This is a genomic window from Rhizobium sp. NZLR8, from assembly GCF_019685025.1.
GTDB lineage: Bacteria > Pseudomonadota > Alphaproteobacteria > Rhizobiales > Rhizobiaceae > Rhizobium.
The window spans coordinates 1-25,468 of the sequence record NZ_JABDVY010000012.1 but is presented as its reverse complement, the minus strand read 5'-3'; the positions used below and the strand labels follow the sequence as shown (position 1 = coordinate 25,468).

Genomic DNA, 25,468 nt, shown 5'->3' with positions numbered 1-25,468 from the left:
GAGGTGCTGGTCGTTGCCAGCTTGCCACAGTTAGAGAATGTTAATCGGCTTTCAGTGATTATAGATCGGGGATTGTCTTGTATTTTGTCAGATTGCGGGGCAGTAGCTTCAGGGGCGTCAACACAGGTTATTCTATGGGTTGTTCTCGTATCGGTAGTACACGCGTCGCCATTGTTGTAGCGCTAACGACTATATTGGCAAGCTGCACCTCGTTGCCAAGATCCGGTCCCGATCACAAAGACGTTGATCGAGATGCGGCGGTGAAAGTGACAACGAAGGAGCGTCGTGTCGGCATCGACTACGCTCTGATTGATCTCAGCAAGAACGTTCTGACATATTTTACCGCTCCTCAGCCGACTTCGTTCAAGGGGTTTGGCGGCGGCCGAGGCGGAGCGCCTGAAATTCCACTCGGTTTCGGTGACGTCGTTCAGGTCGCCATCTTCGAAGCTCAGTCCGGTGGTCTCTTCATTCCGTCCGATGCTGGTAGCCGACCCGGCAATTACATCTCTCTGCCTGAGCAGACCATCGATAGAAACGGAACGATCACAATCCCCTATGCGGGTCGGGTTCCGGCTGCCGGTCGCCTCAAAGAGACGGTGGAACAGGACGTCGAGGATCGTCTGGCGAGCCGTGCGATCGAGCCGCAGGTGGTTATCACGACAACGACGAGTCGCTCCAGCCAGGTTGCTGTGCTGGGCGACGTCAATAATCCCCAGCGCGTCCAGATCAGCCCGGCCGGTGAGCGCGTTCTCGACGTTATTTCCGCAGCGGGCGGTTTGACGACCAACAATATCGAAACGAATGTGACGCTGCAGCGCCGCGGCAAGACTGCAACCGTCGCCTACAGCACGCTGCTGAAGAATCCGGTGGAAAATATCTATGTTGCGCCGGATGATACGATCTCGATCGACCATGAGCGCCGCACCTATCTTATGCTCGGCGCCGCAGGCACCAGCGGCCGCTTCGATTTCGAAGAGTCCGACCTGACCCTTGGAGAGGCAATCGCCAAGGCGGGCGGTCTGCGTGACGACCGCGCCGATCCGGCTCAGGTCCTGCTCTATCGCCTTGTTCCAAAGAAGACGGTTCAGGCGATGCACGTGGACACGACGAGATTTGCAGGTGAGACGGTTCCGGTGATCGTCCGCGCGAATCTTCGCGATCCGGCAACCTTGTTTGCCGTTCAGCAATTCAAGATGGAAGACAAGGATATTATCTATATTTCCAATTCGGACTCTGTTGAACTGGTCAAGTTCCTTGACATCGTAAACTCGGTATCGTCCACTGTTTCCGGCGTGGCCGACGATGCGAAAGATACCCGCAACGCGGTCGAGGATCTCGGAAATTGATTGAAATAGGCGAGCCGGCATCGATCGCGAGTGATCAATGCCGGCGGCCTATATAGCGGATTTGATGAAGGACTATGTTATGGCAAGGTCAGGTGTTTATCGTAAGCTTGCGTATAGCGGAATTGTCGTCGCGATGTTTGCCGGCATGACGTCGAGCGCCTTTGCGGCTGCTTGCCTGGGGCCGGCAAATCTGACTTCGGTCGATGTTACTGGTTTCACGGCTAATCCCGCGATTTTGCTCGACATGTCCGATCCGTTGGTTCTGTCATCGCGTGTTCGCGCACTGGTCGGCAGCAGCAACGACGCTCTGTCGCCGGTGATCGAGCAGGCCAAGAAGGCCAATGCCGCACAGATGGCGGCGATCGGCTCCGGTCTCGGACGGGCGGCAAACAGCTGCCAAGTGACGGACCCGCAGTTCAAGCTGGCGATCGAAAAAGCTGTTGCCGATGCGGCAAGTGCCGATCCCAACCTTGCGCCGTTGCTCGCCGCCTTTGCGAAGGTCCTCGCCGAAGGCGGAACTGCAGCGCTCGGCCCGGGTGGAAGTGCGTCTGCCGCAGCCGGCATCGGCAATACGGGGTCGATTGGGCAGACAGGTCCTGGATCGGACGATGGCACGCCCTTCGATGGCGCCCCGACGACTGCCGGTTCGCTGGTCTCGAACGCCGGTGACGGAGATAACTCGTCCTCGACCTCGACGACCACAAGGATATTCCTCACCGTAAATGGGGGAGGGCAGTCGTCCACCGACCCGACGGGATCGACCAGTCCGAGCACACCGGTCATACAATAGCTGGAATTGCCCGTAGATCTTGGCGCTTGACGCCTTAGTTGGAGATCGAAATTGCTATCGCCAGATAAACTTACGCCACGTATCGACCCCTCCCGCGATACGGGAAACGAAGCTGACTTCATCGATTTCGACAAGCTCATCGCGATTGCCCGCCGACAGTGGCGGATGGTTGCGGCGTGCGCTTTCGCCTTCGCTATTCTCGGCATTGTATATGTGCTGACTTCGGTGCCGGTCTACACCGCCGACACAAGCGTGCTGATCGACCGCAGCGACAACCAGGTGATCAACCAGTTGGCGGCTTTCGGCCAGATGGATGATGACGAAGGTACTGTCCTCAGCCAGGTCGAGCTGTTGAAGTCCGACACGATCGCCTATGCCGTCGTCGATAAGCTGAAACTGGTCGACGATCCGGTGTTCAATGCACAGCGGAATTCGCTGTTTTCAGTCGCAACGCTGAAATCCCTGGTGAATTTCAGATCATGGTTTGCCGATGACGCGGCAGTAGCGCCCGATCCCGAAATGCAGCGGCGGTACGCTGCGGAAACCGTGGCCGGCAATATCGATGTCGAGCGTGTCGGCAAATCCTACGTTCTCGATGTCAGTTACACCTCGCAGTCAGCCGATATGGCGCGTGAGATCGCAGCGGCCATTGCCGACGTCTATCTGGTCGATAAACTCAATTCGAAATATGAGGCGACACGCCGCGCCGGCCAATGGCTGCAGGAGCGTATCGAGGAACTCCGGCAGCAGGCGCTGGACACCGACCTTGCGGTTCAGAAATTCCGCAGCGAGCATGGGCTTGTCGAGGCCGGATCCGGCACGCTGATCAGCGAGCAGCAGCTTTCCGAGATAAACACGCAATTGATCAATGCCCAGGCCGAGACGGCGAAGGCCGAGGCAAAATATGCGCGCGTCAAATCGATCATCGACGCCAAGCAGACCGATGCGATCGTCACGGATGTGCTCGACAGCTCCATTTCGAACGAGCTGCGCAAGAAATATCTGGAGGCTTCCAAGCTCGAAACCGAAATTGAGGCGCGGCTCGGTCCCGATCACGTCCAGGCGGTTCGGCTTCGTGCGGAGATGGAAGAATATAAGAGACTCATGTTCGATGAGTTGAACCGCATCGCCGAGAGCTACCAAAGCGAGCTGCAGGTCGCGAAGTCGCGGGAAAATTCCTTGCGTGACAGTGTGACGCAGGCGACGGGCGTTGCTGCGACGGCCGGCGAAACGCAGGTGCAGGTTCGCGAACTCGAGCGCACGCGCGATACCTACAAGAATCTCTATCAGAGCTTCCTGACGCGCTACCAAGAAGCAATTCAGCAGCAGAGCTTCCCGATTACGGCTGCCCGCATCATCACGATGGCGGAAACCCCAACGAAGCCGAGTGCACCGAAGAGAGCCCTCGTCGTCGCTTTTGCGATGTTCCTCGGATGTGCGGTCGGAAGCGGTATAGGCGCTTTCCGGGAATTCCGGGATCGGTTCTTCCGTACCGGCGATGACATCAAGGAAGTACTCGATGTCGAGTCGCTTGGCGTCATGCCGCTGGTTGACGATAACGTCGATGATCCGTCCCTCGTCGATCCAAGCAATCCGCGAAGCATCGCCAGGGGTAGCAAGACCACGACCTATGTCGAGGAGCACCCGCTCTCAGCGTTTGCCGAGACGCTTCGGAGTGCCAAGATCGCGATCGACCTCAGTGCGGCCGATCAGCGCTGCAAGGTCATAGGCGTGGTGTCGAGCCTGCCCGGAGAGGGGAAGTCGACGACATCCATCAATTTTGCCAAGCTTCTGGCAATGCAGGGCGCCCGTTGCCTGCTTATCGACGGCGACATGCGCAATCCCGGTTCGACCCGGGCAATCGGCCGTCATGCCGAGGCCGGCTTGCTCGAGGCGATCGTCGATGGCCGTCCTCTCAAGGATCTGATCCTTCTCGATCCCAGAACGAAGCTTGCATTTCTGCCGACGGTTGCAAGGTATCGTGTCCCGCATTCCTCGGAGCTGCTCGCCTCACGCGGCATGGATCAACTTCTCGAAATGGCGCGTCAAAGCTTCGACTACATTATTGTCGACCTGCCGCCTTTGGCGCCTGTTGTGGATGCGCGCGCCATCAACTCCAAGCTCGATGCAGTGGTTTTCGTTATCGAGTGGGGGAAAACATCGCGTAAGGTCGTGCAGTCCACCCTGCTGTCCGAGCCGGAGCTCTATGCGAAATGCGTCGGTGCGATATTGACCAAGGTCGACCCGTCGCAGATGAAGCTTTATCGCACATTCGGCTCTAGCGAGTATTATTATAAGCGGTACTCGCGATACTACACTGAAAGCTGATGCTTCGCGGTCAGTTCGTTTCGGTTACTAGGATTGTTTTCGTTGTCGTCGCCGTCGCCTTTGCGATGTTCGCCGGTCGAGAGCTGTACGCTTCGATAAGAACGGCCAGCATCTCGATCGTCGCGGAAAGGATCGAGCGTGGAGACACGGTCGCGAATGACGTCACCGCCAAATACGCGGCGCGGACCGTCGCCATGGTTGACGGGCATTATTGCCGATCCGACATCGTGGCTCCTGGCGTTACTCTCGTCTTGGCGCAACTCGATCGGCAGAATATCGATGTCGATTACGACGCCTGGGCTGCGGCCGCATCGGGTGCCCGTCACTTTCTACAGCATGCGGTTTCGTGCATGCCGACGAACAGCAATTTTTGGCTTCGTCTCGCGGCCGTCCAGTCTGTGATTGCGGAAGAGCCGCTTTCGATTGCCGGAATGATGAAGCGTTCGGTTGCTCTCGCGCCCCACGACGAGTCGATGATTTTGACCCGGTTTTATTTCTGGAACGATTTTACTGACGCAACGCTTTCAGCGGCAAAGACTGCGCTCAATAGCGATCTCACGACGATGCTGAAACTTGGCGACCGTTGCAGGGTCAACGTCACCATTAAAGTCATCAGCCCACAACTCCGCCCTATCTTCGACCGAACCTGGGCAGGCGTTGGGGACCGAGCGACAGCGCGATTCCGGCAGCGCTGCAGCAAATAATCATCAGCGTTTTTCTGCCGAAGGCTCCGGGGGTCACAACGTCCGTTGTTCAACGCTCGCCGCGACGCTCGCGCGGCGGGCGTTGTCGATTGATTGGCTATTGATCAGACGGTGGCGCCTGAGACAAAATCCGTGCCCGTAATATTGAGCGTCAAAATACCGGCATCCGTGTGACCTTGGCCGTCGGAGATCTTATAATACTGGATGGTTTCTGTGACGTGATCGCCCGGTGCGATATCTGCTGCCAGATCATAGGTGAATGAGCCGTCGGCCTTGACATGGAACGTACCATAGGTGCCGGCGACGTCGGTGGTTGCGCTCGGGTTGCCGTTGACGTTCGTGCCGGCGAACTGACGGAGGAAGAGATGTCCATTGTCGCCGGGAATGTCGTTGTCGAGCGCATTGCCGCCGATCGGGCTGCCTTCGTTGAAGCTGTAATGGTCGTCGACAGCGATCGGCTTGACCTGAGTGACGCCCTGAATATTCAGGGTGAATAGGCCGACATCCGTATGACCGCTGCCGTCGGAGATCTTGTACGAGACCTTTTCCTGGAGCAATTCACCATTGGTGAAGTTGACCTTCGCAGCAGCGCTCAGAACGTAGGTGTAGCTGCCGTCCGGTTTGACGAAGAAGGTGCCGTAGTCGCCCTGGATTTCAGTAACCTGGCTGTTGCCCTGCTTGGCGCCAACGCTCTGCTGGTCGAATGCGCGAAGGAATAGGTGGCCGTTGTCAGATGAATCGTTGCTCAGCAAGTTTCCCGAGATGACGTCGGTTTCCAGAAATGTTGCAGTATCGTCGGTTGCGTGAATAGCCATTGTTGTCTCTCCTTGAATTGATCTTCGCTGGTCAATTTTAACCTTAGCGACGGGTAGGATTAAGGATATGTTAATACACAGAGTCAAGGCTGAGATTAACATGATATGAACATTGGGGCGCCTTATATGCAATAATGGCACACCTACAATCGGGGTAATAGGATGAAACACTGGCAGCTTAGTGCATTAATAATAAGTGAATACGCAGTGTATCGGACGGCTGCATATATTTCTTCAGAATGTAAGGAATTTTATTCTGAGGCAATCAATGGGAATACAGATATTCAGTTCCATGTCGATGAAATTGTCAAATAATCACATTGGGCTAGCAATCTCTTTTGATGATTTTGCCGTGTAGTCTCGATACCCATCTCACATCATATTAAGTTCATCACTGTCATTTCCATTGTAGGATACGCTGTAGGGAGAACCTTCGCAGTTGTGGCGGCATGATCACAGCAATCCGTCGGGTACGCAAAATGGACTGCTAGCGAACTGACATTCTAGTAAAAATACATATCGTTTGTGCGTTACAACTTTGGCGCCATGAAAAATACCTTGAAGACGAAGAAAGTACCCCCTGCGATCAAGAATATCGACAGATAGAAAGAATTTTAGTGTTTCATTTTAGCTGACGGAGAGAGAGGCGGGCTTAGAAGATTTCCATTACCTCCGGGAGATCAGAGCATGACCGTCTACTACGTGAATTCAGCGACAGGATCCGACCACAATAGCGGAACCACGGAGAATTCGGCTTTCGCGACATTGTCCGCCGTCGAGTCACTGAGGCTGAACCCCGGCGACAGCGTGCTGCTTGCTGCCGGAAGCGTGTTCAATGAACAATTCGATTTGAAATACTCCGGAAGCGTCACGGCTCCGATCACGATTGGCAGCTACGGTCTTGGCGACGCACCGGTCATTCACAGCAGCAATGATGGCATCCATGGTTCCAAGGCCTCGAATATCGTTATCGAGAATATCAAGATCGCCGATACTGGGGCGAACGCGATATATGCAGGGAACGTGTCCAACTGGGTCGTGCGGAATGTCGAGGTGACGAATACGGGCCTTGCCGGAAAGCCCGGATCCGTCAGTTTCCAAAGCAGCCAGAACATCACCATCGAGAACAGCACGCTGACCGGTGTCCATTCCGATGGGATTTGGATGGAGAAGGTCAACGGCGTCACCTTGATCAACAACACCGTCACCAACGCCCAGGGAAGCGCGGCAGACGCCATTCAGCTCAACGACAGCAGCAACATTCTCGTCAAGGACAATCATCTGGAGCAGACGCAAACCAACAGCGCCAAAGGTGTCCTGGTGCTGATCCGAGCTCAGGATGCCCTGGTCGAGGGCAACACGCTCATCGGCGGCGGCTTCGGCTTGAGTGCTCAGGCGGGCACCAATATAGCCATCCACGATAACAACATCTCGGGATATGGCGGCTACAGTTGGTCCTATGGCATCGGCCTTGGCGATCAGGGCGATGCGAAAAACTATGACATCAGCGGAAATTATATCCATGGCGGGGTTTATGGGGTTCTGGTCAGCGCCGCCGGCAACCCCGTCTATATTCGCGAGAATATCGATGTTCATGACAACGTTTTTGACGATCTGTCCTCCGCGGCACTTAAGGTCGACCGGCCTGCGTCGGGCTCCTTCCATGATAATATTATAGATAGCGACGTATTGACGCTGACGATGCCGGCCGCAATCGCCGCGCAAAACACGTTCTTTGTTGGTGAGAACAAGACGTTCGAGCAAGCACAGGCCGAGCTCGACAGCGCCGCCGGCAGCACGGATGGTGGTACGTCGTCGAACCACGAGCAGGCGCCTGCTGAACCGGTGGTCGATCACCCTGCGGAAGTGGCCGCGCCGCCGCAACATAGCACCCCGGCGCCTGCGACGGAAACGACGGTCGCGACCGTACCTGCAGTCGCCGCGCCGAAAATTGTCGCAGTCCATGACAACTTGAAGATTTCGACCGATACTGGCAGCGCTTATCACGGCAATCTTCTTGATAACGACAATGCTCTTAACGGAATCGTGCTGCTCCGCCGCTTCGGTGACAGCGCAGTAGATAAGCATGGCCTGACGCTGACCGGGAAATATGGGGTCATCCATGTCGAGAGCGATGGCGACTATACCTATACAGTAGACGTGACGAAACTCGCCGGCCTCAGCGGCAACGTCAGCGAAACCTTCCAGTACAAAATTTCTGACGGCGCTTCGCACATCGACACGGACTCGCTCGGTGTGTCCATCAATGTCGATGCATTCCATTCCAGCCAAGCCGCGCACCTGCTGATCTGAGGCAGGCCAACGCTGAGAGAGCGTCGGACGGTTGTCATCGTCCGACTGACGTTTTCCGGCTTCAACGTTCGATCATGAATTGCTGCCGGCTATCGGAATGGACTAAAGGAACGCTGGAAAAATATTTCAGCCGTTCATAAGCAGAGCGAACTATAGTTTAAATTTATAGTTAATACAACAGTAAGCATCGTGTTTATGGCGCGCGACACGGTCATCGCTTTGAGCCGTAATTGGGCGGTTTGCGATTTTCACTTGCTTAGGCCGGTATATTTAGCGTAGCTTTAACGTAGAACCCCTGAAATCACGCGCTATCAATTGGTTTTTTTGTTGGTCACTTTTCGGTGGGATTCATATAATAGGCTGTGGACTTGCAAGCGGAATTTGGCACCGGTGCCGAGGGTCCAAAGGCAGTCATGTCATTGATCGGGTTTTGATGGACCCGTAGCTGCAGTGCACGCTCGCCTTTTGGGGTTGTGTGCCATGCGGTATGAGAGGAATATTTCGTGTTTCAGAGTTCGGCAACCGATGTCAGCGAGCCATCCCAAGCTTTACGGAAGTGCAAAGGGGGGCTTATCTTCATTGGCATAGCTAGCGCGCTTATCAATATCCTTTATCTTACAAGTTCATTTTTTATGCTTGAGGTGTATGACAGAGTCATCCCAAGCAAAAGCATACCGACGCTGACTGCCTTGGCAATACTTGCGTTAACTCTTTACGCCTTCCAGGGAGCGTTCGAAGTTCTCAGAAGCAGAATGCTCGTGCGTGTTGCCGGTGCGCTCGACGAGATGATGAATGGACGTGTGTTCCGGGCGCTCATCAAGGCGCCGTTGAAGGTCAAAATCGGCGGGGACGGGCTTCAGCCGTTGCGCGACTTCGACCAGATCAGAACCTTCCTGTCCGGCATGGGCCCGACGGCGATGTTCGATCTGCCCTGGCTTCCCTTCTATATCGTCATCTGCTTCCTGTTTCATCCAGCGATCGGATATATCGCGATTGGTGGATCTCTGGTTCTGGCCATCTTGACGTTCTTGACCAACCAGGGAACGCGTACGGTTTCAAAACGGCAGTCCGACGCCGCCAATATGCGAAATGCGTTTGCGCAGACCTCGATCCGCAATTCCGAGGTCATTCACGCAATGGGCATGGCGGGCACCATGGCTGAAATCTGGGAACGCAAGAACGGGGAATACCGGGGCATCAACCGGCAAGCATCGGATGTCGGCAACGGATATGCGACCCTTTCGAAGATTTTCCGTATCGCCTTGCAATCGGGAACGCTTGCGACCGGCGCGATCCTGGTCATTCAAGGACAGGCCTCTTCAGGCATCATCATCGCGGGCTCCATTCTGACATCTCGCGCGCTGGCTCCTGTGGAAGCAGCGATCGGAAATTGGCGCGGGTTCGTTTCCGCCCAGCAAAGCTGGGGGCGGCTTGCGAACCTGCTGAAAACCATTCCGGAAATTCCAGCCCCCCTCGCGCTTGCGGCGCCTTCCAAACAGGTTACGGTCGAGGGACTGGCAAGCGGGCCGCCGGCTGGCCAACGCTTGGTGATTTCCGATGTCAGCTTCGGGCTGAGAGCAGGAAGCGCACTTGGGGTTATCGGTTTCAGCGCCTCGGGCAAGTCATCTTTGGCGCGGGCGATGATGGGCATCTGGCCGACCGCCAGGGGATCCATCCGCCTCGATGGCGCAGCACTCGACCAGTGGGATGGTGACGCGCTTGGCCGGCACATTGGTTATCTGCCGCAGGACGTCGAACTGTTCTCGGGGACCGTCGCGCAGAATATCTGCCGTTTCGCGAAGGATATGTCGCCTGAGACCGTGGTTGCCGCGGCGAGGGCGGCGCGTGTTCACGATCTCATTCTTCGTCTGCCGAATGGTTACGAAACCGAAATCGGTGAAGGGGGGGCAGCGCTTTCGGCCGGCCAGAGACAGCGTATCGCACTGGCAAGAGCGCTTTACGCGGACCCCTTCCTCGTCGTGCTCGACGAACCGAACTCCAATCTCGATGAAGAAGGCGAACGGGCACTGAGTGCCGCGATCATGAGCGTGCGCGCACGCGGCGGCATCGTCGTTGTCATCGCACATCGATCCGGCGTTCTGGCCGTGTGCGACTTCGTGTTGATGATGCAGGACGGCCGGATGATCGCATTCGGTCCCAAGGAGGAAGTTCTGGCACGGGTCAGCCGACCGGAAGCAGCGCGCACACCGATTGAAGCAGCGCGTACACCGATTGCCGAGCGTGTGGCTCAGCTCAAAGTCGTGGTCGACGGCATGAATGCGGCCGAATAGGCCGGAGGGAAAATTTTGAACAAGATTATCAGCGAATCCAAACGTTCCCTCAATCGTCATGTCGCCATTGTCGGCGTGTTGTCGCTAGCTCTCGTTTGCGGCATTGGCGGTTGGGCAGCAACGACGGAACTTTCGAGCGCCGTCATCGGCGAAGGCGTGGTCGTCGTCAATGGTGATGTCAAGAAGGTCCAGCACCTGATCGGTGGTATCGTCTCGAAACTGCTGGTTTCCGAAAATGACCATGTGACGGCTGGACAGGTGTTGATACAGCTCGATGGCACGACGACAAAAGCACAGCTTTCGATCGTCGAGAGCACGCTCGCTCAGCTTTATGCGCGCCGTGCCCGTCTGAAAGCCGAACGGATCGACGCCGAGTCATTCGATGTCGAGGAAAACATCAGTGATCTGACATCCAGCACCGCCGCGCGGGATCTGCTCGACGGCGAGACGAAGTTGTTCGATAGCCGCAGATCGGCGCTGATCGGCATGAAGAGCCAGTTGGCGTCGCGCAAGGATCAGCTGGCCGAGCAGATCAAGGGCTTGGTCGTTCAGATCGACGCCACCAATGATTCCCTAGGCCTGATCGAACAGGAGCTCGAGGGCGTCGATACGCTCTACAAGAAGGGGCTGGTTACGCTCCAGCGTTTGAATGCGCTCAAGCGCGCCCGCGCCGAACTCAAGGGTAACAGCGGCCAGGAAATCGCCGCAAAGGCGGAGGCCGAAGGCAAGGCAATCGAGATCGATCGCCAGTCAATCCAGCTGGACGAGGATCGTCGTTCGGAGATCGCGAAAGAACTGACCGACGTTGAGGCGAAGATCGCCGAGAATGAAGAGCGCCGCGGAACCGCTGTCGATCAACTCCGCCGTCTCGACATTACCGCGCCGCTCAGTGGGCGCGTTCACGAACTCTCTGTTCACACGGTCAATGGCGTCGTCAATCCTGGTGAGACGCTGATGCTCGTCGTTCCCGAAAATGACGATCTGACGGTTCAGGCGAAAGTCGCCACTCGCGATATCGACCAGGTTCACGTCGGCCAGTCCGTCGATGTGCGTTTCAGCGCCTTTGATCAGCGCACGACGCCTGATGTGCGCGGCGAGATCACCTCGATTGCACCTGATATCGTCAAGGATGAGCGGACGGGCATCAGCTATTATCCCCTTCGCGTCAAGCCGGAGGCTGCAAGCATCGCGAAGCTGAAGTCGATAAAGCTCTATCCCGGCATGCCGGCCGAAGTCTTTATCAAGATCGCCGACAGGAACGTCATCTCCTATCTGACGAAGCCGCTGACCGATCAGATGCAGCACGTATTTCGTGAGGAGTGATGGCGCTTGGACCGCGTCGTTGCGAGGGTCCTGACATATGGCATTTCCGATCAGCGAGGCCGCATGAGGCCATAGCCGCGTCAAACCCGGCATGAGTGGTCGACTTCAGAAACTTGTAATCCTGCTGCCGCTTGGTTCAAGGAAGGACGCGTGACCTCTGGGCTCCGCCGAGATATGGTTTCTCCATGATACGTTTGCGGCTTTGGAGCACGGTGCCAACTGAGAGACGATCGGTCTATGGATGGCTTCTGCTTTCGGCGTGTCTGGTTATGCTCTCAGCGCCCGAAAGCGGTTATGCCGAAAATTCCCCGCCGATGAAAATAGTAGCCTTCGGAACATCTTTGACGGCCCGCGGGGGGTGGCAATCGTCTCTCGAGACGGCGCTTGCAGCCTGCCTGCAAAGGCCGGTGACGGTCGAGAGCGTCGCAAAGAGTGGCGAGACGTCGCTATGGGCTCTCACCCAGATCGATCGCGTTATTGCCGAGCAGCCGGATATCGTGCTGATCGAGCTTTACGCCAACGATGCGGCATTGCAGCGGTTTGTGTCGCTTGCGCAAAGCCGAAAGGATATCGGCGATATCCTCGACCAGATTCGGCTGCGCCTGCCGCACGCGCGGATCATCGTCATGGCGATGAATCCGTTTTCGGGACTGCGTGGCCTTATCCGCCCCTTTGTCGGCAGCTACATCTCGGCCCATGAGGCGGAGGCCCAGAAACGAGGTCTGGAGTTTGTCGACCACCGGCCCAACTGGCAGCGTCTGACATCGGGGGATCTGGCCGCAGCGATTCCTGATGGTGCCCATCCGCTGCCCGACATTGCTTCCAAAATCATCGTGCCGGAACTTGTCAAACATATCGCCGGCGGCAACTGCAAAGACTGAAGATTCCTGCCTTGCCGATAAAGCGTGTCGCGATCTTTCAGATTCGCTTGTCACGCTTTAGGTCTTTGTTTTTACGCATGTCTTTATCGCAAAACCGCGGCACACTTTTGCGAGACATGCTCTAGGGTCCGCGGGGGCTTGGGGTCAGACTGTCGCCAGATAGCCTTTAAGGTAGGTGACCAGCGAAGCCCGTCCAACCTCTGACGGGTCCTCGTGAGACGGGCTGTCCAGATCGTCGAGAAGATAGTTTTTGAGATCCTCGTCGGTATGCGCGACATAGATGCCCGGTCGGCCGGCGAGCTGGCCTACCGTGGCAAGCTGATGATCGTTTCGATGCTCGCCAAGCGACGCCTGCCGGGGAACGAGAATGATCGGTTTTCCAAAACGTTTTGCGGTCAGCACCGTGCCAATTCCCGCATGCGAGACGATAACGCTTGCATCGAAAAAGACCCTATCGAAGTCCGCGGGCTCGATATTCTTGATCCATTTCATATTCTGTGGCGTGTAGGTGCCCTTGCCGATTTGCGCCAGAACCGGCTTGGAAAGTTCTTTCGCGAAGGTGTCGACTGCCTTGACGAGGCGATCAAACGGCAGCTGCGTTCCGACGGTGACAAGGATCAAAGGACAGCTCCTGCGTAGTGGGGGCCATCCGGCCGCGACAAATGTTGCCATTGCGTGAGCCAGAGCGACGCGATACGGCCAGCCAATTTTCCCGATAGGGAGAGCTTCTCGACATTGGCGACACTATCGATCCAGATCGTCCGCTTGCCCATCAGTTTGCCGGCAAGCAGGCAAAAAAGGCCGGGCGCCGCACCTGTGGAGATGACGACGTCGGGCTTGTGTTTGATAACGATGGCGAAGGCGCTGAAAAAGCACCGGATCGACATGGTAATCGAGTCGCGGCTGCAATCGGGAAGGACCAGGCCGTCGCGAATGTCGTATTTGGCAAGCAGCCCTGGGATGGTCGTTGCAAAGACGATATCGCAGCCCTCGAAAGCGCTCCGCATGGCCATCATCTGCTCCCAGTGGCCGCCTCCCGAGGAGGCAGCGAGAACCTTCAATTTTTTCTCAGTCATAGACAGGCATCCCCTATATTTGACCGACGACAAGAGCGAAAAACCGTTCGGTTCGAACAGCAGTTGTGTCAGAGTAATTCAGTGAAAGTCTACCATTCTTGGCCCGGTTGGTTGAATCCATGAAGTTCATCGACGCCGTTACGCATGATGCTTTTGGCTGAAACATAGTAAGGGCCAGAAATTCTCCAAGGGCGTTTGCGCAAACAATATCAGAGGGCGGCATTGGGCTTGTATTCCTGATAGGCATGTCCGAGAATCCCGTTAACCATGCCGGCGCCGCGCAGAACATGGGTGAGAGCCCGCATGCCCCAGTAGGGTGAAATCAAGATCGCCGGCAGCATGACCAGTCCAAGCACGACTCTCGTGGCGCCATAGGCGGCGCGATAAATCCGGCGCTTGAGGTTGCCATGCAGAACCTCGCTGACTGCGAAGGTATTGCCCAGCCGATACTGTCTTTGCAACACCCATTTCCAGGTCATTCGGTTTGCCGGAACGATGTCATAGACAAGGGCCTTGTCAGCCCAGAAAACCTGCATGCCGCGGCGGATGGCCTGATTGAAGAAAAGATAGTCCGTGCCGCCGGTGAAGCGCATTTTCTCCTCAAAACGAAGATTCCACGAGCGGATCAGGGGATAGTCGAACATGACGTTATTCGAAGCCGCATAACCGATACGCTGGCCGTCCACGTTCTTCTTGCGCTCGAATACCCTGGCCTTGATGAAATATTCCGGTGGGTTTTCCGGATAGACCGGCTGGACGGGGCCGTAGACGCAATCGGCGCGGCTTTTCTGGCGAGTCTCCAGCATAGCGTCCAGCCAGCCGTCGACCGGCCATTCGTCATCGTCGAGAAAGCAGAAGAGGTCTGTGCCCGGAGGTGCCGAATCCAGCGCGCGGTTGCGGGCAAAGGGGATGCCCTGGTTTTGCTCGACGACGTAGATCAGGTCGTAGGCGCCTGTCTGGCCGAAGCTCTCCACCGTTGCCTTGGCGCTGCCGGCCGCATCATTATCCACGATCACCATGGTGAGATGATAGGGGCGGACGGGGTGCCTGATCTGGCGCGTCATGACGTCAAGCAGCTTGGCGATCCCGTCCAGACGCCGATAGGTCAGCACGCCGACGGCGATCTTCAACGGCGCTGCGCCGACGTCGGTACCGGCTGCTGAATGCGGGAAAGTTTCTTGCTGGTTCACGACTGTCCCCTCCGCAGCATCTTTCCCAAACGCTTGCGCGCCGCCATCAAGGCCAATTCGGTCGCGGCATCATCGCCGAACGGACCGCCCGCCACCATGTTGCGCGCTTCGCTCCGGAGCTTCAGCAGCGATGTCGTTTCGGCAATGCCGCCGGCCACCAGGCTCTTGCCGAGCGCCTGCAGCCCGTCGTAGCGGCGTGCCAGTTCCAGCCCTGTCGCGATCATGATCCGCGGGCGCAGCGTCTTTGCCCTGCTTGTGCCCGTATAGCGGTTTGAGGCATGAATGCGCTGAAACGTCAGCGGTGTTTCGACGATGGCGCCGCGGCCGAGATACGCCGCGGCAAACTTAATATAATTGTCGCTCAGAACGACGTCGGTCGCGACGGACATCGGCAATATCTGGGACAGCAGGCTGCGGCGGAAGCTCAAGCCCGATGTCGGAACCGGAAGCGAAGGGAAGCCGCCATTGCGAAGCGCGTGCCGCTTGTCGAACAGCGTCACTTGAAGCTCTGCAGGAGGCTGGTCATTTTCCTCGGTCGTCACCCGGTCGAAACACCAGTCGATCTCGTTGCGATCGTAGATCTCGGCAATCCGTGCGAGTTTACCGGGCAAGAACGCATCATCGGCATCCAGGAGAAAGAGGATATCGCCGCTTGCCGCCGCAAAGCCTGCATTGAAGCTCGACGCCTGACCACCGTTTTCCTTCAATATAGTCAGAATCCGTTCCCCGTAGGAGGCAAGAATCTCACGGGAATCGTCGGTCGATCCGTCGTCGACCACCACCACTTCGAAGTCAGGGTAGGTCTGCGACAGAACGCTATCGATGCATGGGCGCAGGAAGCGACCATAATTGAAATTATTGATGAGCACCGAGAGTTTCAAATCATCGCCTCCTGGACAATCGATCACCGCGCCAGCGTCTGAGGCGCATATCGGCGAATTCCAGCACGATACCCCCGCATGTAGTAATATTTCCAGATAGCCCAGAAACGCTTCTTTGATTGCGGCAAGAGATAAAGCGTGGCTGCCCGCAATGCCCATTGCGCGCTTTCGATCCAGGTCGGAAGCGGAACTCCACTTAGCCTTACCCCTCCAGGCACTTCGTCGGGAAAGAGCGCCGGCATGCCATAACCAAGCCGCTCGCCGCGTTTTTGCACCCAGTCCTCGGTGACACTTGCTGCCGGAATCCAGTGATGAACCACGGCTTCGGCGCATCGATAGGATTTGGCGCCATTTGCCGCCAAACGAATGATGATCTCCGCATCTTCGCCCATGGCAAATATCTTACCTGGAAGAGGACCGATATCTTCCCGGTAGCGTACGCTCGGTCCAAGCAGTTCACGTCGAATGATCGTATTGGGGCCCCAGACCTTTGTCGGGTCGCACGGTCCGCTTTGCGTTTCATTCACGATCGCAAAGGTGGATCCCATGGGAATCCACTCGATAAAGCGGGCCGTCGGCTCCTTTTCCCAATCAGGGACGATTCGGCCTCCGAAGACGCCGTAGCCCGGATGGGCGGTGGCGCAGTCGACGATCGCCTTCAGCCAATTCGGTTCGGCGCGAATATCGTCATCCGTAAAGACGACAAGATCTCCCTTCACCCGATCCAAAGCCAAGTTCAGCGCGCCGGACTTTCCGGGCTTGTACTGTTGCAGGATGATGATCGGGAGCTTGTCGCTATAGGATTTCAAAAGATCAAACGTGTCGTCATTGCTGTTATTGTCGACAGCAATCAGTTCCCATCGATCATGAGGAAGCTCCTGGCGCACCAAGGAATCCAAAGTGTGGCGCAGCCGGCGGCTGGCGCCATTGTAGGATGAAAAGATAACGCTGACGAATACATCCGACATCAGTTACCAACCCTCTTGGTGAAGTCGAAAGAGAAAAGCCTCATATTTTGACTGCCTGTGCGATGTTCGGGTGAAAGGGTTTTAGGCTGGATTCGACCGCGTCTTGCCGAAGAATTCGCGCCTATGAGTTTCGCCGAGCACCCTCAGCTTACGAAGATTACGCAACCAGCGCCGCGGTTTGGTGAGCACGCCGCGGTTCAGGAAATACTGTCGCAGCAGGCTTGGTGCCTGACTGTGCGATCCGCCATGGGCAACCCGATAGACCGCCCCGCGAAAGGGAAGTTTCGCAAGCGGCGCTCCGCGTTGCGCCAGAATTTTCGCGATACGGACATGGCTACCAAGCATCGACTTGATCCAGTCGAGCGAAGCATCCTCAAATCGGTTCGGCAGATCGTAGAGATCGGCACGAACGATCAAGGATGTGCCGCAGAGATGGCTGAAGTCATCATGGCCGAACAGGAAATTGCCGCCATCGTCCCAGATGTAACCATGGTCGATCGTCCACCCGTTGGCGTCCCGATTTTCGGATGCATGTTGCACGATTCGAGAACTGACGAAATCGTCATCGTCGACAATCATGAAGAAGCGGCTGTCGGCGGCGTTCAACATGCCGCTCAAAACACGCCGGCCTTTGTCAGCCCGGAAGGCATCGAGGAAGTCTTCCTTGCTGCCTTTTCCAAGCTCATGCAGGTCGTTTGGCGGAAAAGTCACGCGCAAGGCGGAAAATTTTTCCGGCAGATCAGGCAGATCGGCCCCTTCGTTCGCCACAATGATTCCGCGCCAGTCCCCATTGGTCTGGTTGGAAATGGAGGCCACGGTCTGGGTGAGATTTGCCTTCAGCCTGCTCCAATCGCGGGCATTGTCCTGATGCCGGACCGGTATAATGAAGGTGACGAGTGGCATCGAATTCTCCCTACGCCCGCAAGCTCATGGCTTCTTTTCGACCGGCATGGTCCATCGCCGCCTGGTGACGCGCCCATTCGATCCCGTCGTCGAGCGAGGTTGCCTTGTATGAAAGATCCGTTCCGCCGGAGAAAGCATTCATGAAGCGGCGAATTTTTCCGTAGCTGTTGTCCAGCACGGCGTGTGGGCGGCCGAGCAGCAACGAGCAAATATGGACGTGCAGACGATCGGTGACGATTGCGCGAGCACGCGAGATCTGACTGATGCCGCGCTCGAAACGGTTGTGCGCTGCGGCGTCCAGCCTCCGCAATGCAACTTCGCTTGGCTTCAATGCGAGATAGGCCGACGCCACCCCCAGCTTCTTGGCGATATCTACCTTCCGTTTCGACTCCGTGATCCAGTCTTCCACAGGAATTTCGGAAGGAATGTTGCGATCGGTGCCGCCGACCCGTTCTGCGTCCTCTCTCAACATGGCGAGAACGGGAATCTGGGTGGCCCTGTCCGGAAGTGGGCCGATGGCAAAGGCCATATCCGGGCATAGCCGTACGGTGCAGTCGAAGTGTTTTTCGGAAAATTCCTTCGATTCTTCGTCTCGCACGAGCAGCACGAAATTCTTGTGGCGACCGATTGCCCGTTTGGACTGCTCGATGCGCTCAGGCGAACTATAGTGGATCGACTGCGGGAACTGGATGATCTGCCGATCGGGGAAACGCTCCATGATCGCTTCGCGGAAATCCTGGTGGGCAACCCAGATATCGCCGAAATTGCCGCCGCCGTGAATGAAGATCGGGCCTGTGGGAACTCGCCGTTTCAGCTCTTCGGCTGAGAAATCGTACAGCCTGGAAACATAGTCCGGGCGCTTGCCGAAGCGATCCTTGAGATAGGCCATCTCACCCAGCCAGATCGCCGAGTCGCCGCAATTGCGGATGTCGGGGAAGTCGAGAATCGCGAGCGGTTCGTCGCGCGAGACATAGTCCTTCAGGCAATCATGGATCATGCCATTGAGTTTTGCGATCAGCTCAGATCTGGATAGGCTGGTCATTCTGCCTCACTTGTTAATGTTCGTTTTAGCTTTAAGCCGACTTGGGAACGGCAATACGTTTGGCTTTTGACAGGAACTTGGCAAAGATACGCTGAACTTCGGTTTCCGGGCCATTTGGCTTGTTCATTGCGAGCCACAGGACAAAGCTGGAACCGACATAGAGAATACCGCCCGTGATGACCAGAATGGCCAGGTGAAGGGCCAAGGCCAGCTTGTCGACGGGAGCGCTCATGAAATGCGACAATCCCCAGATGCCGGCGGCCATCAGGGCGACGCTGGCAAGCGCGCGGAAGTTTGCCGCGAGCTGCTGGAAGAACGGCAGATTGATTAAGCGCTTGACGAGAAGCATGTTGACAACGGTGGAAATCAGACCCGTCAGCACGCGCGCATAAACGACGCCCGGAAGCCCGGCCATCATGAGACCGGCGATGATGATGGGAATGCGAACCACCAGCATTTGCGTGTCGCGGATAAACAGCATCTTGGTATGGCCCTTCGCCATGCCCAGCGGCTGGACGAGCGAGCCAAGGGTCTGCAGGGCGAAGACCGATGCAAGTGCCTGCACGATGAAGATCGCAGGAGCCCACTTCTCTCCCAAGGCAAGCCGCATCATCGGGTCAGCCACAACAGCCATGCCGATTCCGGCCGGAAGCGCCACCGCAGCCAACAGGGCCTGTGCGCGCTGATAGGCTGCGACAAGCCGGACCGGGTCGTTCCGGACCTTCGAAAAGCCCGGATAAATCGTCTGGTTCAACGGCGCGGTAGCCTCGCGCGTCGGCAGCGTCGAAAGAGTGTTGCCGACCGTATAGTGACCAAGCTGTGTGGCGCCCAGCATCTTACCGATCAGCAGATACTCGATGCGCCAGTTCAGCGTGTTGACGATCTGTCCGGCCGTCAGCCAGACCGAGAAGGAAAACAATTCGCGGGCATGGCGGAAGGTTATGCGCGGCCAGAACGGCAAGACGGTGTAGGACACGATGATATTGGTCACCTGATAGGCAAGGGTGCCGATGACGAGAGCCCAATAGCTCTGGTAGATGGCGGCAATTGCCACCGTCACGACGAAACCGACCAGCTTTTGCGAGACGTTCAGCACGAACTCCTGCCAGAAGATCAGATCGCGCTGGAGCATGACGCGGCGTGGGTTGGCGAGGCCGCTCAGGAGCAGGCTGAAACTCAAGGCAAGCATCACGCTCGTCAAACGAGGTTCATTATAAAACTCGGCGATCGGATAAGACGCGGCGGCAAAGAGCAGCGCCAATATGGCGCTTCTTGTCACGCTCAGTGTCCAAACCGCGCTGAAATGGGTTTCGCTCGGAGACTCGTGGCGGATGAGCGCCTGATTGAGCGAAAGCTCAGTGACCGAACTCAAGATGACTTGAATCGTCGTTGCAATAGCGACGAGACCAAAGTCAGCCGGTACGAGATACCAGGCGAGGACAAAGGTGCTGAGTGCCGAAAGCCCGTTGACGATGGCGCGGGACAGGCTCAGCCACATGCTGCCCTGGATCAGTCGGTCGGTCACACTGCTCATGGGCGAACGGCTCCCGAGGTCGCGGACATTGACCATTTGAGCGGGCCGCATGCGCATCGAAGGTGCTTCTGCTCCTTGCCGGCGCAGAGGGTATTCATGAAGTTAGAAAGCATCATGCTTTAATTGCCTCGTCACGAAAGCGATTGCGACCTTAAAGGGCGCTTGCCGCTTTCTTGGAAAAATCTTGCTTCAGCCGGTTCAGCTCGACCAGCATTCTCTCGTGTGCTCTTACAATAGACTCGTCTGTGCTGAGCTGGCCCGGCTTCTCTGCCACTCGCTGCAATGTCTTGACGGTCGATCCGAAGACATAATTTCCGGTCAGCTGGCGGATCCGGCGGTGACGGAATGTTACGTTCTTCAATAGGTAGGTATTTTTCCGAACCAGCGAGGCTCCGGCTTCGACGAGGTTCGACGGGCCGATCGGGTCGAAATCGATCTCCAGATCAAGTGCACTCGCCCAGTCGTACCACTTGGCTCTGTTCCCTGGAGCGATCGGGCGAATCGCCCGCCAAGGAACGCGAAGCGCGTCTGATATAATGCAGCCATGCATCGCTTCCGAGACGACTTTATGTGATGCGCTGATTTCGGTCAGAACTTTTTCCACCGACCAGCGCGGATCGATATAGTGGATACCGGCGAGATCGCAAACCTTATCCCAGCTGCCGTACATGGCGCTTTCATAATGCGGCATGAACGAGACGGGATAACGCTTCTCGATGCTTTTTGCATCCCAGCAGCTCCGCGTGAGGATGCCCGAATCGCCGATGGCGTAGCTCGAATCGATGCCGAGAATCTCGGCGGTCTTCTTTCCGCGGACGAAATAGAATGTCCAGTTGCGATCGACTTTCGGCGGGTTGGTGTAGCCGCCATAACCCGAGCCGAAGACAATCTTCTGCATGTTCGGATCGAAATTGTCGTAGAGGATCGAACCGATGCCGAGAAAGAGCTGGCCTTCGTCATCGTCGAAGAAGCCGGGTAGCAGACGCTCCCAGAGCCAATGGTTGAGTTCATCGCCGAAATTCTCGTGTTTCCCGCGGTAGGCAAACATCTTCATCGTGCTTCTCCAGTCGGCAAGTGCTTGACGATCGAGACCGTCTCGTCTTCGCGTGCCATGCGCCCGTAACGCGAAATGATCTCGATATCGCTGCGGATTATCTTTGCCGGATTGCCCGCGACCAGCGAGCGCGGTGGAACACTCTTGGTCACCACCGAGCCCGAGCCGATGACGCATTCGTCGCCGATTTCAACACCGGGCAAAATGATGCTGCGGGCGCCGATGAAGCAGCGTCTGCCGATTCTCGTGTGAAGATAGAGCCCGCGCGTGAGGTCGTGGGTCAGGATCGCCGCCTCAAAGGCGACATAGGTTTCCGCGCCGATATGCAATCCCTTCGGATTGGTCTTGTCGAACCGCACGCTCAGGGAAAAGCTGGCCGTCGGATCGATGTCCATTCCCCAGAACTTCGTATAGTAGAGCCATTTGGCCTTCACAATTCCGTTCCGCAGCGGCCGAAATACGTTCAGTCCCCACTTCGGCTTTTTTCCTGTCTGCACCATCAAGTCCGACCCCGGCTGGAAAATTCGTCTAGCACGGAACTGTAATAGTCCTCGAGCATCCCCGTCTGACGACGTAAGTCAAAGCGCTCGGCCACCAGAAGCGGTGCCCGCGCGCTAAAGGCTGTCCACAGGGCCTGGTCATTGAGCAGCCTTCCGACTGCTTCGGCCATTCCTGCGACATCCCGCTCCTCCACGAGATAACCAGTTTTCCCCTCTTCGATCGCTTCGCCCACGCCTCCCGAGCGAAATGCGACGACCGGAGTTCCCACGGCTTCGGCCTCGAGATTGGCCAGGCCGAAAGCTTCAGCGTGACCATTATCGAGGGTCACGCTTCCATGGAGATAAAGCTCCGCACTGGCGAGCAGATCCCTTATCTCAGTCTGCGACAGATTTTCATGGATCGTGACGCTTGGCAAGGAACGACGCGCCAGTGCTTCGATTTCCTCCTTCAAAGGACCCTGGCCGACCATGACGAATTCGACCGGAGTGCCGGCGGCCGCCACGCGTGCCAGCGCGTCGATCATGAAGCGGTGGCCCTTATAGTCGACGAAGCGGGCAATGGAAACCACCAGCCCTTTTTTTCGTGGACGTGGCTCCATTTTGAACAGATCGAGATCGATGCCGATATGATGGCGATAGACGCGGTCGGCGCGAAAGCCGAGCGCCAGCAGCCGATCGCGGATGAAATCGGAAACGGCGATATTCCAGCTGTTCCAGCCAGCCATCTCGCTCCGGCCCTTGGCAAAAAAGCGCACCTGATTGAAGCCGCCCGGCTTTTTCGGGTCACCGCCATAGGTGGCGTCGAACCCGTGGAATGTCGTGACCAGCGGCTTGCCGGCGGCGCGCGCCAGGGGGCCGATGACATAACCGTTCTTGCCGAAATGGGCGTGAACGAGATCGGCCTGGCCGATCGCCGGAAAGAGAAAGGGAAGGCCGATCTGCGGAATTTTCAGAAGCAGTTCGCCGGCCCGCGCAACGGGAGACCGACGGATGTCATGAACCGGGATAGTGGATTTTTTGGTGTGGGCGGACGGAATTCGCGTGCCGGCAAGAATTTCAGCTTCGAAAGAACGAAATGCTACCGCCTGATTGAGAACAAATGCCTGGCTGGCAGGCAAAAATTTTTCCACGTAAATAACGGCTTTTCTCATGAATCTGTCGACGTCTCCGTTGTCTTGCCCATCACATCGCCTCTATTGCCCGCCTGATGCCATTAACCGCACTTCTCGGCGCATTGTTGTCGTCATAAAGATTAACGCGCTTTGCGCAGGCTGCGTCGGGAGCGGCTTCGTTCTCAATGCGCTCGCCGTATTTTTCCGACATGCCCCATACTGTCACGCCTTTCAAGTCGCCACGCTCGGCCGCCACAGTGATCACATCACCGAAAATATCCGCGTATGACGTCGGCGAAAAGCCTTTGTCGCGGTTCAGGAACTGGCAGGAGGCATCAAGCTCGGTGATGAACACGCCGACACCCATGTCCTTCAGCGCCGCGCAGAAGCGCCCCATTCCTTCCGGATCGATCCGGTCGAGGCCGGGACGGAAATGCGCCTGCAGCCCCACCGCATTGATCGGCGATTTCCGGGCGACGAGATCCTCAACGATTCTCAGGATACGCGCGCGCTTCTGTTCGAACACGTCGGATTTTTTCTCCAGATGCGTTTCGTTCAGCACCAGCATTGCGCCGGGATTTGCCTCATGTGCCATATCGAAGCTCATACGGATATAGTCGTCGCCAAGAAGGCGTCGGAAAACACAATCTCGCAGATCCGGCGCATCATATTCCAACGGCTCGTTCACCACATCCCAAGCGTCGATTGAGTTCTTATAGCGAGTGACAACCTGTTTTATGTGACGGTTCATCGTCGCCTGAATCGCCTTCGCGTCGGTGATGTCCGACACCCACTCCGGGACGCGATACCAGATCAGCGTATGGCCATAAACCCTCATGTTGTTTTTTTGCGCAAATGCAACCATCCGGTCCGCATTCCTGAAACTGAAAACACCGGGCCTCTTTTCCGTCGCATTCCACTTCAGTTCGTTTCGCGGCGTTATTGAATTGACGTTATTGATGTATATCTCGGAAGCAATTGGATCGCTGATATTTTGCAGGTCGATTGCCGATCCGAATCGGAACGCCTTGCCGTCGGCAAGGGCGCGCAGCCCTCCCGCTGAAGGCACCTGTGCCAGGACGTGGCCCGCATTGGCATACAACAGGGCGAGCGGAACCGAGGCGAGGAAACGTCTTCTATTCATTTTATCTCTCACGGTTGGCTTTTTTGATGTCCGCGGCCAAATTTAGAGGGCCAGGCTCGTCGGCAACGCGGCATTCGCGTTCAATTCAACGGAGTAATTCAACCCTAAATATACTTTCGCCGTAGGGGATATTGTCAGTGTCTGCTAGACTTTTCAGCCGGCGCCACGATATAAACTGTTCTGGAGGGCGCTGGTGATGGAAGATTGGTTTAGCTATCTGATAAGCTGTTTTCATATGGCATTGCAAAATGCCGTTTTTTTTATGACGACCATTCGAAACGATCTATTTCTTCTCGATGCCCGACAATTCTCGGCGCTCGTTCTCGGTGTCACCGGCGTCATTTTTCTGTCGTTCGCAGCGCTTGTCAGGCTGTCGGGGCGGCTGCGTCGATCGGAGGCCGCCATTCGCTCGCTGAACGAAGACCTTGAGCAAGTCACGCAGGACCTCAATGTCGAGCGTGTCTGGCGCTTGGCGGGCGGGGACAGCACCGAACGGCCGAGTGCGGACAGTTTGAAAGAGCTTTACGAGATTTTGGCCAGGCATCACGACGATGCAAGTTACATGGCGTGAGAAGTCGGCGCATAATCTCAGCTGACCCTAATGCGGATGTTCCTGACTTTGTGCCGGTGCCTTGGCATCGGCAGGAATGGATGCCGGCCGCAGGTCGGTCCCGACCGTCGGCTCGGGCGATCGAAGCCATGCTCTCTCGGAAAAATAGTTTCTCGTTCTTTTCTGGGGTCCCGAAGTGGCATCCAGGGCTAGCGTAAAATTATACCGCCCAGGATTGAGCACTTCGCGGCTGAAATTGATGCTGGCTCCAAAGCCGTCTTCCTTGATGTCCCTCAGATTTTTGATCGCGTTCAGCGTCTCGTGAAAATCGAGCCATTGCGGTTGCCGCAACATGGTTTCGAAAATTCGCAGAATGTTGGGATCGAGCTGACCATTTTGATCCGTCTCGGGATTGATGATTTTCACCCGCATGTTGTTGATCGCGCCGGTGGCGTCGCCGCGAACGATGACGAAGATGGAGCTCGGAAGCTGATCCTTCTCCCGCTTGCCGCTATGCTCGAAAATGCATTCGAACGTATCGGCGTCGAAGCTTGCCGCCGCCCAATCGCTGGTTTCGATGCCGGCATTGCGCAGCGCCGCACACATTGCAGGCCCGGATATCCGCCATGTCCGCAGAAAAGTCGACGCGGTCTGTGCCACCGGCGGTTCGATGATATGCAATGGAAACGTGAAGGTGGCTGGGGGCGTCGGGCGGGGCAGGGG

Annotated in this window: 23 protein-coding genes; 9 read left to right on the top strand and 14 right to left on the bottom strand. The window is 56.6% G+C overall.

The genetic code is table 11. The features are described from left to right. The first annotated feature begins 134 nt into the window (after positions 1–134). The 4 genes from HJB89_RS23435 to HJB89_RS23420 all read left to right on the top strand — a co-directional run bounded on the left by HJB89_RS23435 (position 135) and on the right by HJB89_RS23420 (position 5,168). Positions 135–1,346, top strand: coding sequence for a polysaccharide biosynthesis/export family protein (locus HJB89_RS23435; protein WP_164014128.1), 1,212 nt, complete (start codon positions 135–137; stop codon positions 1,344–1,346). Between the two features lie 79 nt (positions 1,347–1,425). Further along, a complete protein-coding gene (locus tag HJB89_RS23430; RefSeq protein WP_207581461.1) occupies positions 1,426–2,136 on the top strand; it encodes a sugar transporter in 711 nt (236 codons plus the stop codon). A 51-nt stretch (positions 2,137–2,187) separates the two neighbouring features. Next, entirely contained in the window at positions 2,188–4,464 is a 2,277-nt protein-coding gene (locus tag HJB89_RS23425) for a polysaccharide biosynthesis tyrosine autokinase (protein WP_221150584.1), read from the top strand. Then, positions 4,464–5,168 carry a hypothetical protein gene (locus HJB89_RS23420; RefSeq protein ID WP_221150583.1) on the top strand — a complete coding sequence of 235 codons (705 nt, stop codon included), beginning with the start codon at positions 4,464–4,466 and terminating at the stop codon, positions 5,166–5,168. Before HJB89_RS23425 ends, HJB89_RS23420 begins: the two co-directional genes overlap by 1 nt. 104 nt (positions 5,169–5,272) lie before the next feature. Here the strand turns inward: HJB89_RS23420 and HJB89_RS23415 are convergent, their stop codons facing one another. Further along, positions 5,273–5,983 (bottom strand): Ig-like domain-containing protein, encoded by a 711-nt coding sequence (locus HJB89_RS23415; RefSeq protein ID WP_207581458.1) that lies wholly within the window; start codon positions 5,981–5,983, stop codon positions 5,273–5,275. A gap of 687 nt (positions 5,984–6,670) precedes the next feature. Between HJB89_RS23415 and HJB89_RS23410 the strand changes: the two genes are divergently transcribed. From HJB89_RS23410 to HJB89_RS23395, 4 genes are all read left to right on the top strand, one after another. Then, a complete protein-coding gene (locus HJB89_RS23410; protein ID WP_221150582.1) occupies positions 6,671–8,296 on the top strand; it encodes a right-handed parallel beta-helix repeat-containing protein in 1,626 nt (541 codons plus the stop codon). Between the two features lie 503 nt (positions 8,297–8,799). Continuing rightward, entirely contained in the window at positions 8,800–10,587 is a 1,788-nt protein-coding gene (locus tag HJB89_RS23405) for a type I secretion system permease/ATPase (protein WP_221117519.1), read from the top strand. 15 nt (positions 10,588–10,602) lie between these two features. After that, positions 10,603–11,910 carry an HlyD family type I secretion periplasmic adaptor subunit gene (locus tag HJB89_RS23400; RefSeq protein WP_207581456.1) on the top strand — a complete coding sequence of 436 codons (1,308 nt, stop codon included), beginning with the start codon at positions 10,603–10,605 and terminating at the stop codon, positions 11,908–11,910. Positions 11,911–12,095: 185 nt separating this feature from the next. Continuing rightward, a complete protein-coding gene (locus tag HJB89_RS23395; protein ID WP_207581455.1) occupies positions 12,096–12,791 on the top strand; it encodes an SGNH/GDSL hydrolase family protein in 696 nt (231 codons plus the stop codon). A 144-nt stretch (positions 12,792–12,935) separates the two neighbouring features. Here HJB89_RS23395 and HJB89_RS23390 read toward each other — a convergent pair whose 3' ends face one another. From HJB89_RS23390 to HJB89_RS23335, 12 genes are all read right to left on the bottom strand, one after another. Beyond that, positions 12,936–13,412, bottom strand: coding sequence for a glycosyltransferase (locus HJB89_RS23390; RefSeq protein WP_207581454.1), 477 nt, complete (start codon positions 13,410–13,412; stop codon positions 12,936–12,938). Beyond that, on the bottom strand, positions 13,409–13,867 hold the full coding sequence (locus HJB89_RS23385) for a glucuronosyltransferase (protein ID WP_221150581.1): 459 nt from the start codon (positions 13,865–13,867) through the stop codon (positions 13,409–13,411). Before HJB89_RS23385 ends, HJB89_RS23390 begins: the two co-directional genes overlap by 4 nt. A gap of 209 nt (positions 13,868–14,076) precedes the next feature. Continuing rightward, positions 14,077–15,057: a glycosyltransferase family 2 protein gene (locus HJB89_RS23380; RefSeq protein WP_221117518.1), complete on the bottom strand. Its 981-nt coding sequence runs from the start codon at positions 15,055–15,057 to the stop codon at positions 14,077–14,079. Continuing rightward, positions 15,054–15,938 carry a glycosyltransferase family 2 protein gene (locus tag HJB89_RS23375; RefSeq protein WP_207584357.1) on the bottom strand — a complete coding sequence of 295 codons (885 nt, stop codon included), beginning with the start codon at positions 15,936–15,938 and terminating at the stop codon, positions 15,054–15,056. Before HJB89_RS23375 ends, HJB89_RS23380 begins: the two co-directional genes overlap by 4 nt. A gap of 23 nt (positions 15,939–15,961) precedes the next feature. After that, positions 15,962–16,906 (bottom strand): glycosyltransferase family 2 protein, encoded by a 945-nt coding sequence (locus tag HJB89_RS23370; RefSeq protein WP_221150580.1) that lies wholly within the window; start codon positions 16,904–16,906, stop codon positions 15,962–15,964. An 81-nt stretch (positions 16,907–16,987) separates the two neighbouring features. Continuing rightward, positions 16,988–17,809: a galactosyl transferase gene (locus HJB89_RS23365; RefSeq protein ID WP_207581450.1), complete on the bottom strand. Its 822-nt coding sequence runs from the start codon at positions 17,807–17,809 to the stop codon at positions 16,988–16,990. Positions 17,810–17,819: 10 nt separating this feature from the next. After that, positions 17,820–18,851 carry a polysaccharide pyruvyl transferase family protein gene (locus HJB89_RS23360; protein ID WP_207581449.1) on the bottom strand — a complete coding sequence of 344 codons (1,032 nt, stop codon included), beginning with the start codon at positions 18,849–18,851 and terminating at the stop codon, positions 17,820–17,822. Positions 18,852–18,882: 31 nt separating this feature from the next. Further along, positions 18,883–20,385: a lipopolysaccharide biosynthesis protein gene (locus HJB89_RS23355; protein ID WP_207581448.1), complete on the bottom strand. Its 1,503-nt coding sequence runs from the start codon at positions 20,383–20,385 to the stop codon at positions 18,883–18,885. Positions 20,386–20,536: 151 nt separating this feature from the next. After that, positions 20,537–21,439, bottom strand: coding sequence for an exopolysaccharide glucosyl ketal-pyruvate-transferase (gene pssM / locus HJB89_RS23350; protein WP_207581447.1), 903 nt, complete (start codon positions 21,437–21,439; stop codon positions 20,537–20,539). Next, positions 21,436–21,939, bottom strand: coding sequence for a DapH/DapD/GlmU-related protein (locus tag HJB89_RS23345; RefSeq protein ID WP_007630830.1), 504 nt, complete (start codon positions 21,937–21,939; stop codon positions 21,436–21,438). The genes pssM and HJB89_RS23345 overlap by 4 nt, the downstream gene beginning before the upstream one ends. Beyond that, complete coding sequence (locus HJB89_RS23340; protein WP_207581446.1) at positions 21,939–23,090, bottom strand: glycosyltransferase; 1,152 nt, start codon at positions 23,088–23,090, stop codon at positions 21,939–21,941. Before HJB89_RS23340 ends, HJB89_RS23345 begins: the two co-directional genes overlap by 1 nt. Positions 23,091–23,121: 31 nt before the next feature. Continuing rightward, positions 23,122–24,195: an endo-1,4-beta-xylanase gene (locus tag HJB89_RS23335; RefSeq protein WP_207581445.1), complete on the bottom strand. Its 1,074-nt coding sequence runs from the start codon at positions 24,193–24,195 to the stop codon at positions 23,122–23,124. 196 nt (positions 24,196–24,391) lie between these two features. On the opposite strand from HJB89_RS23335, the gene HJB89_RS23330 reads away from it, so the two are divergent. Further along, positions 24,392–24,766, top strand: a complete 375-nt coding sequence (locus HJB89_RS23330; protein WP_221117536.1) for a hypothetical protein — start codon at positions 24,392–24,394, stop codon at positions 24,764–24,766. A 27-nt stretch (positions 24,767–24,793) separates the two neighbouring features. Here the strand turns inward: HJB89_RS23330 and HJB89_RS23325 are convergent. After that, positions 24,794–25,468 (bottom strand): DUF6030 family protein (locus tag HJB89_RS23325; protein WP_221140778.1); only part of this gene is annotated, 675 nt, incomplete at its 5' end.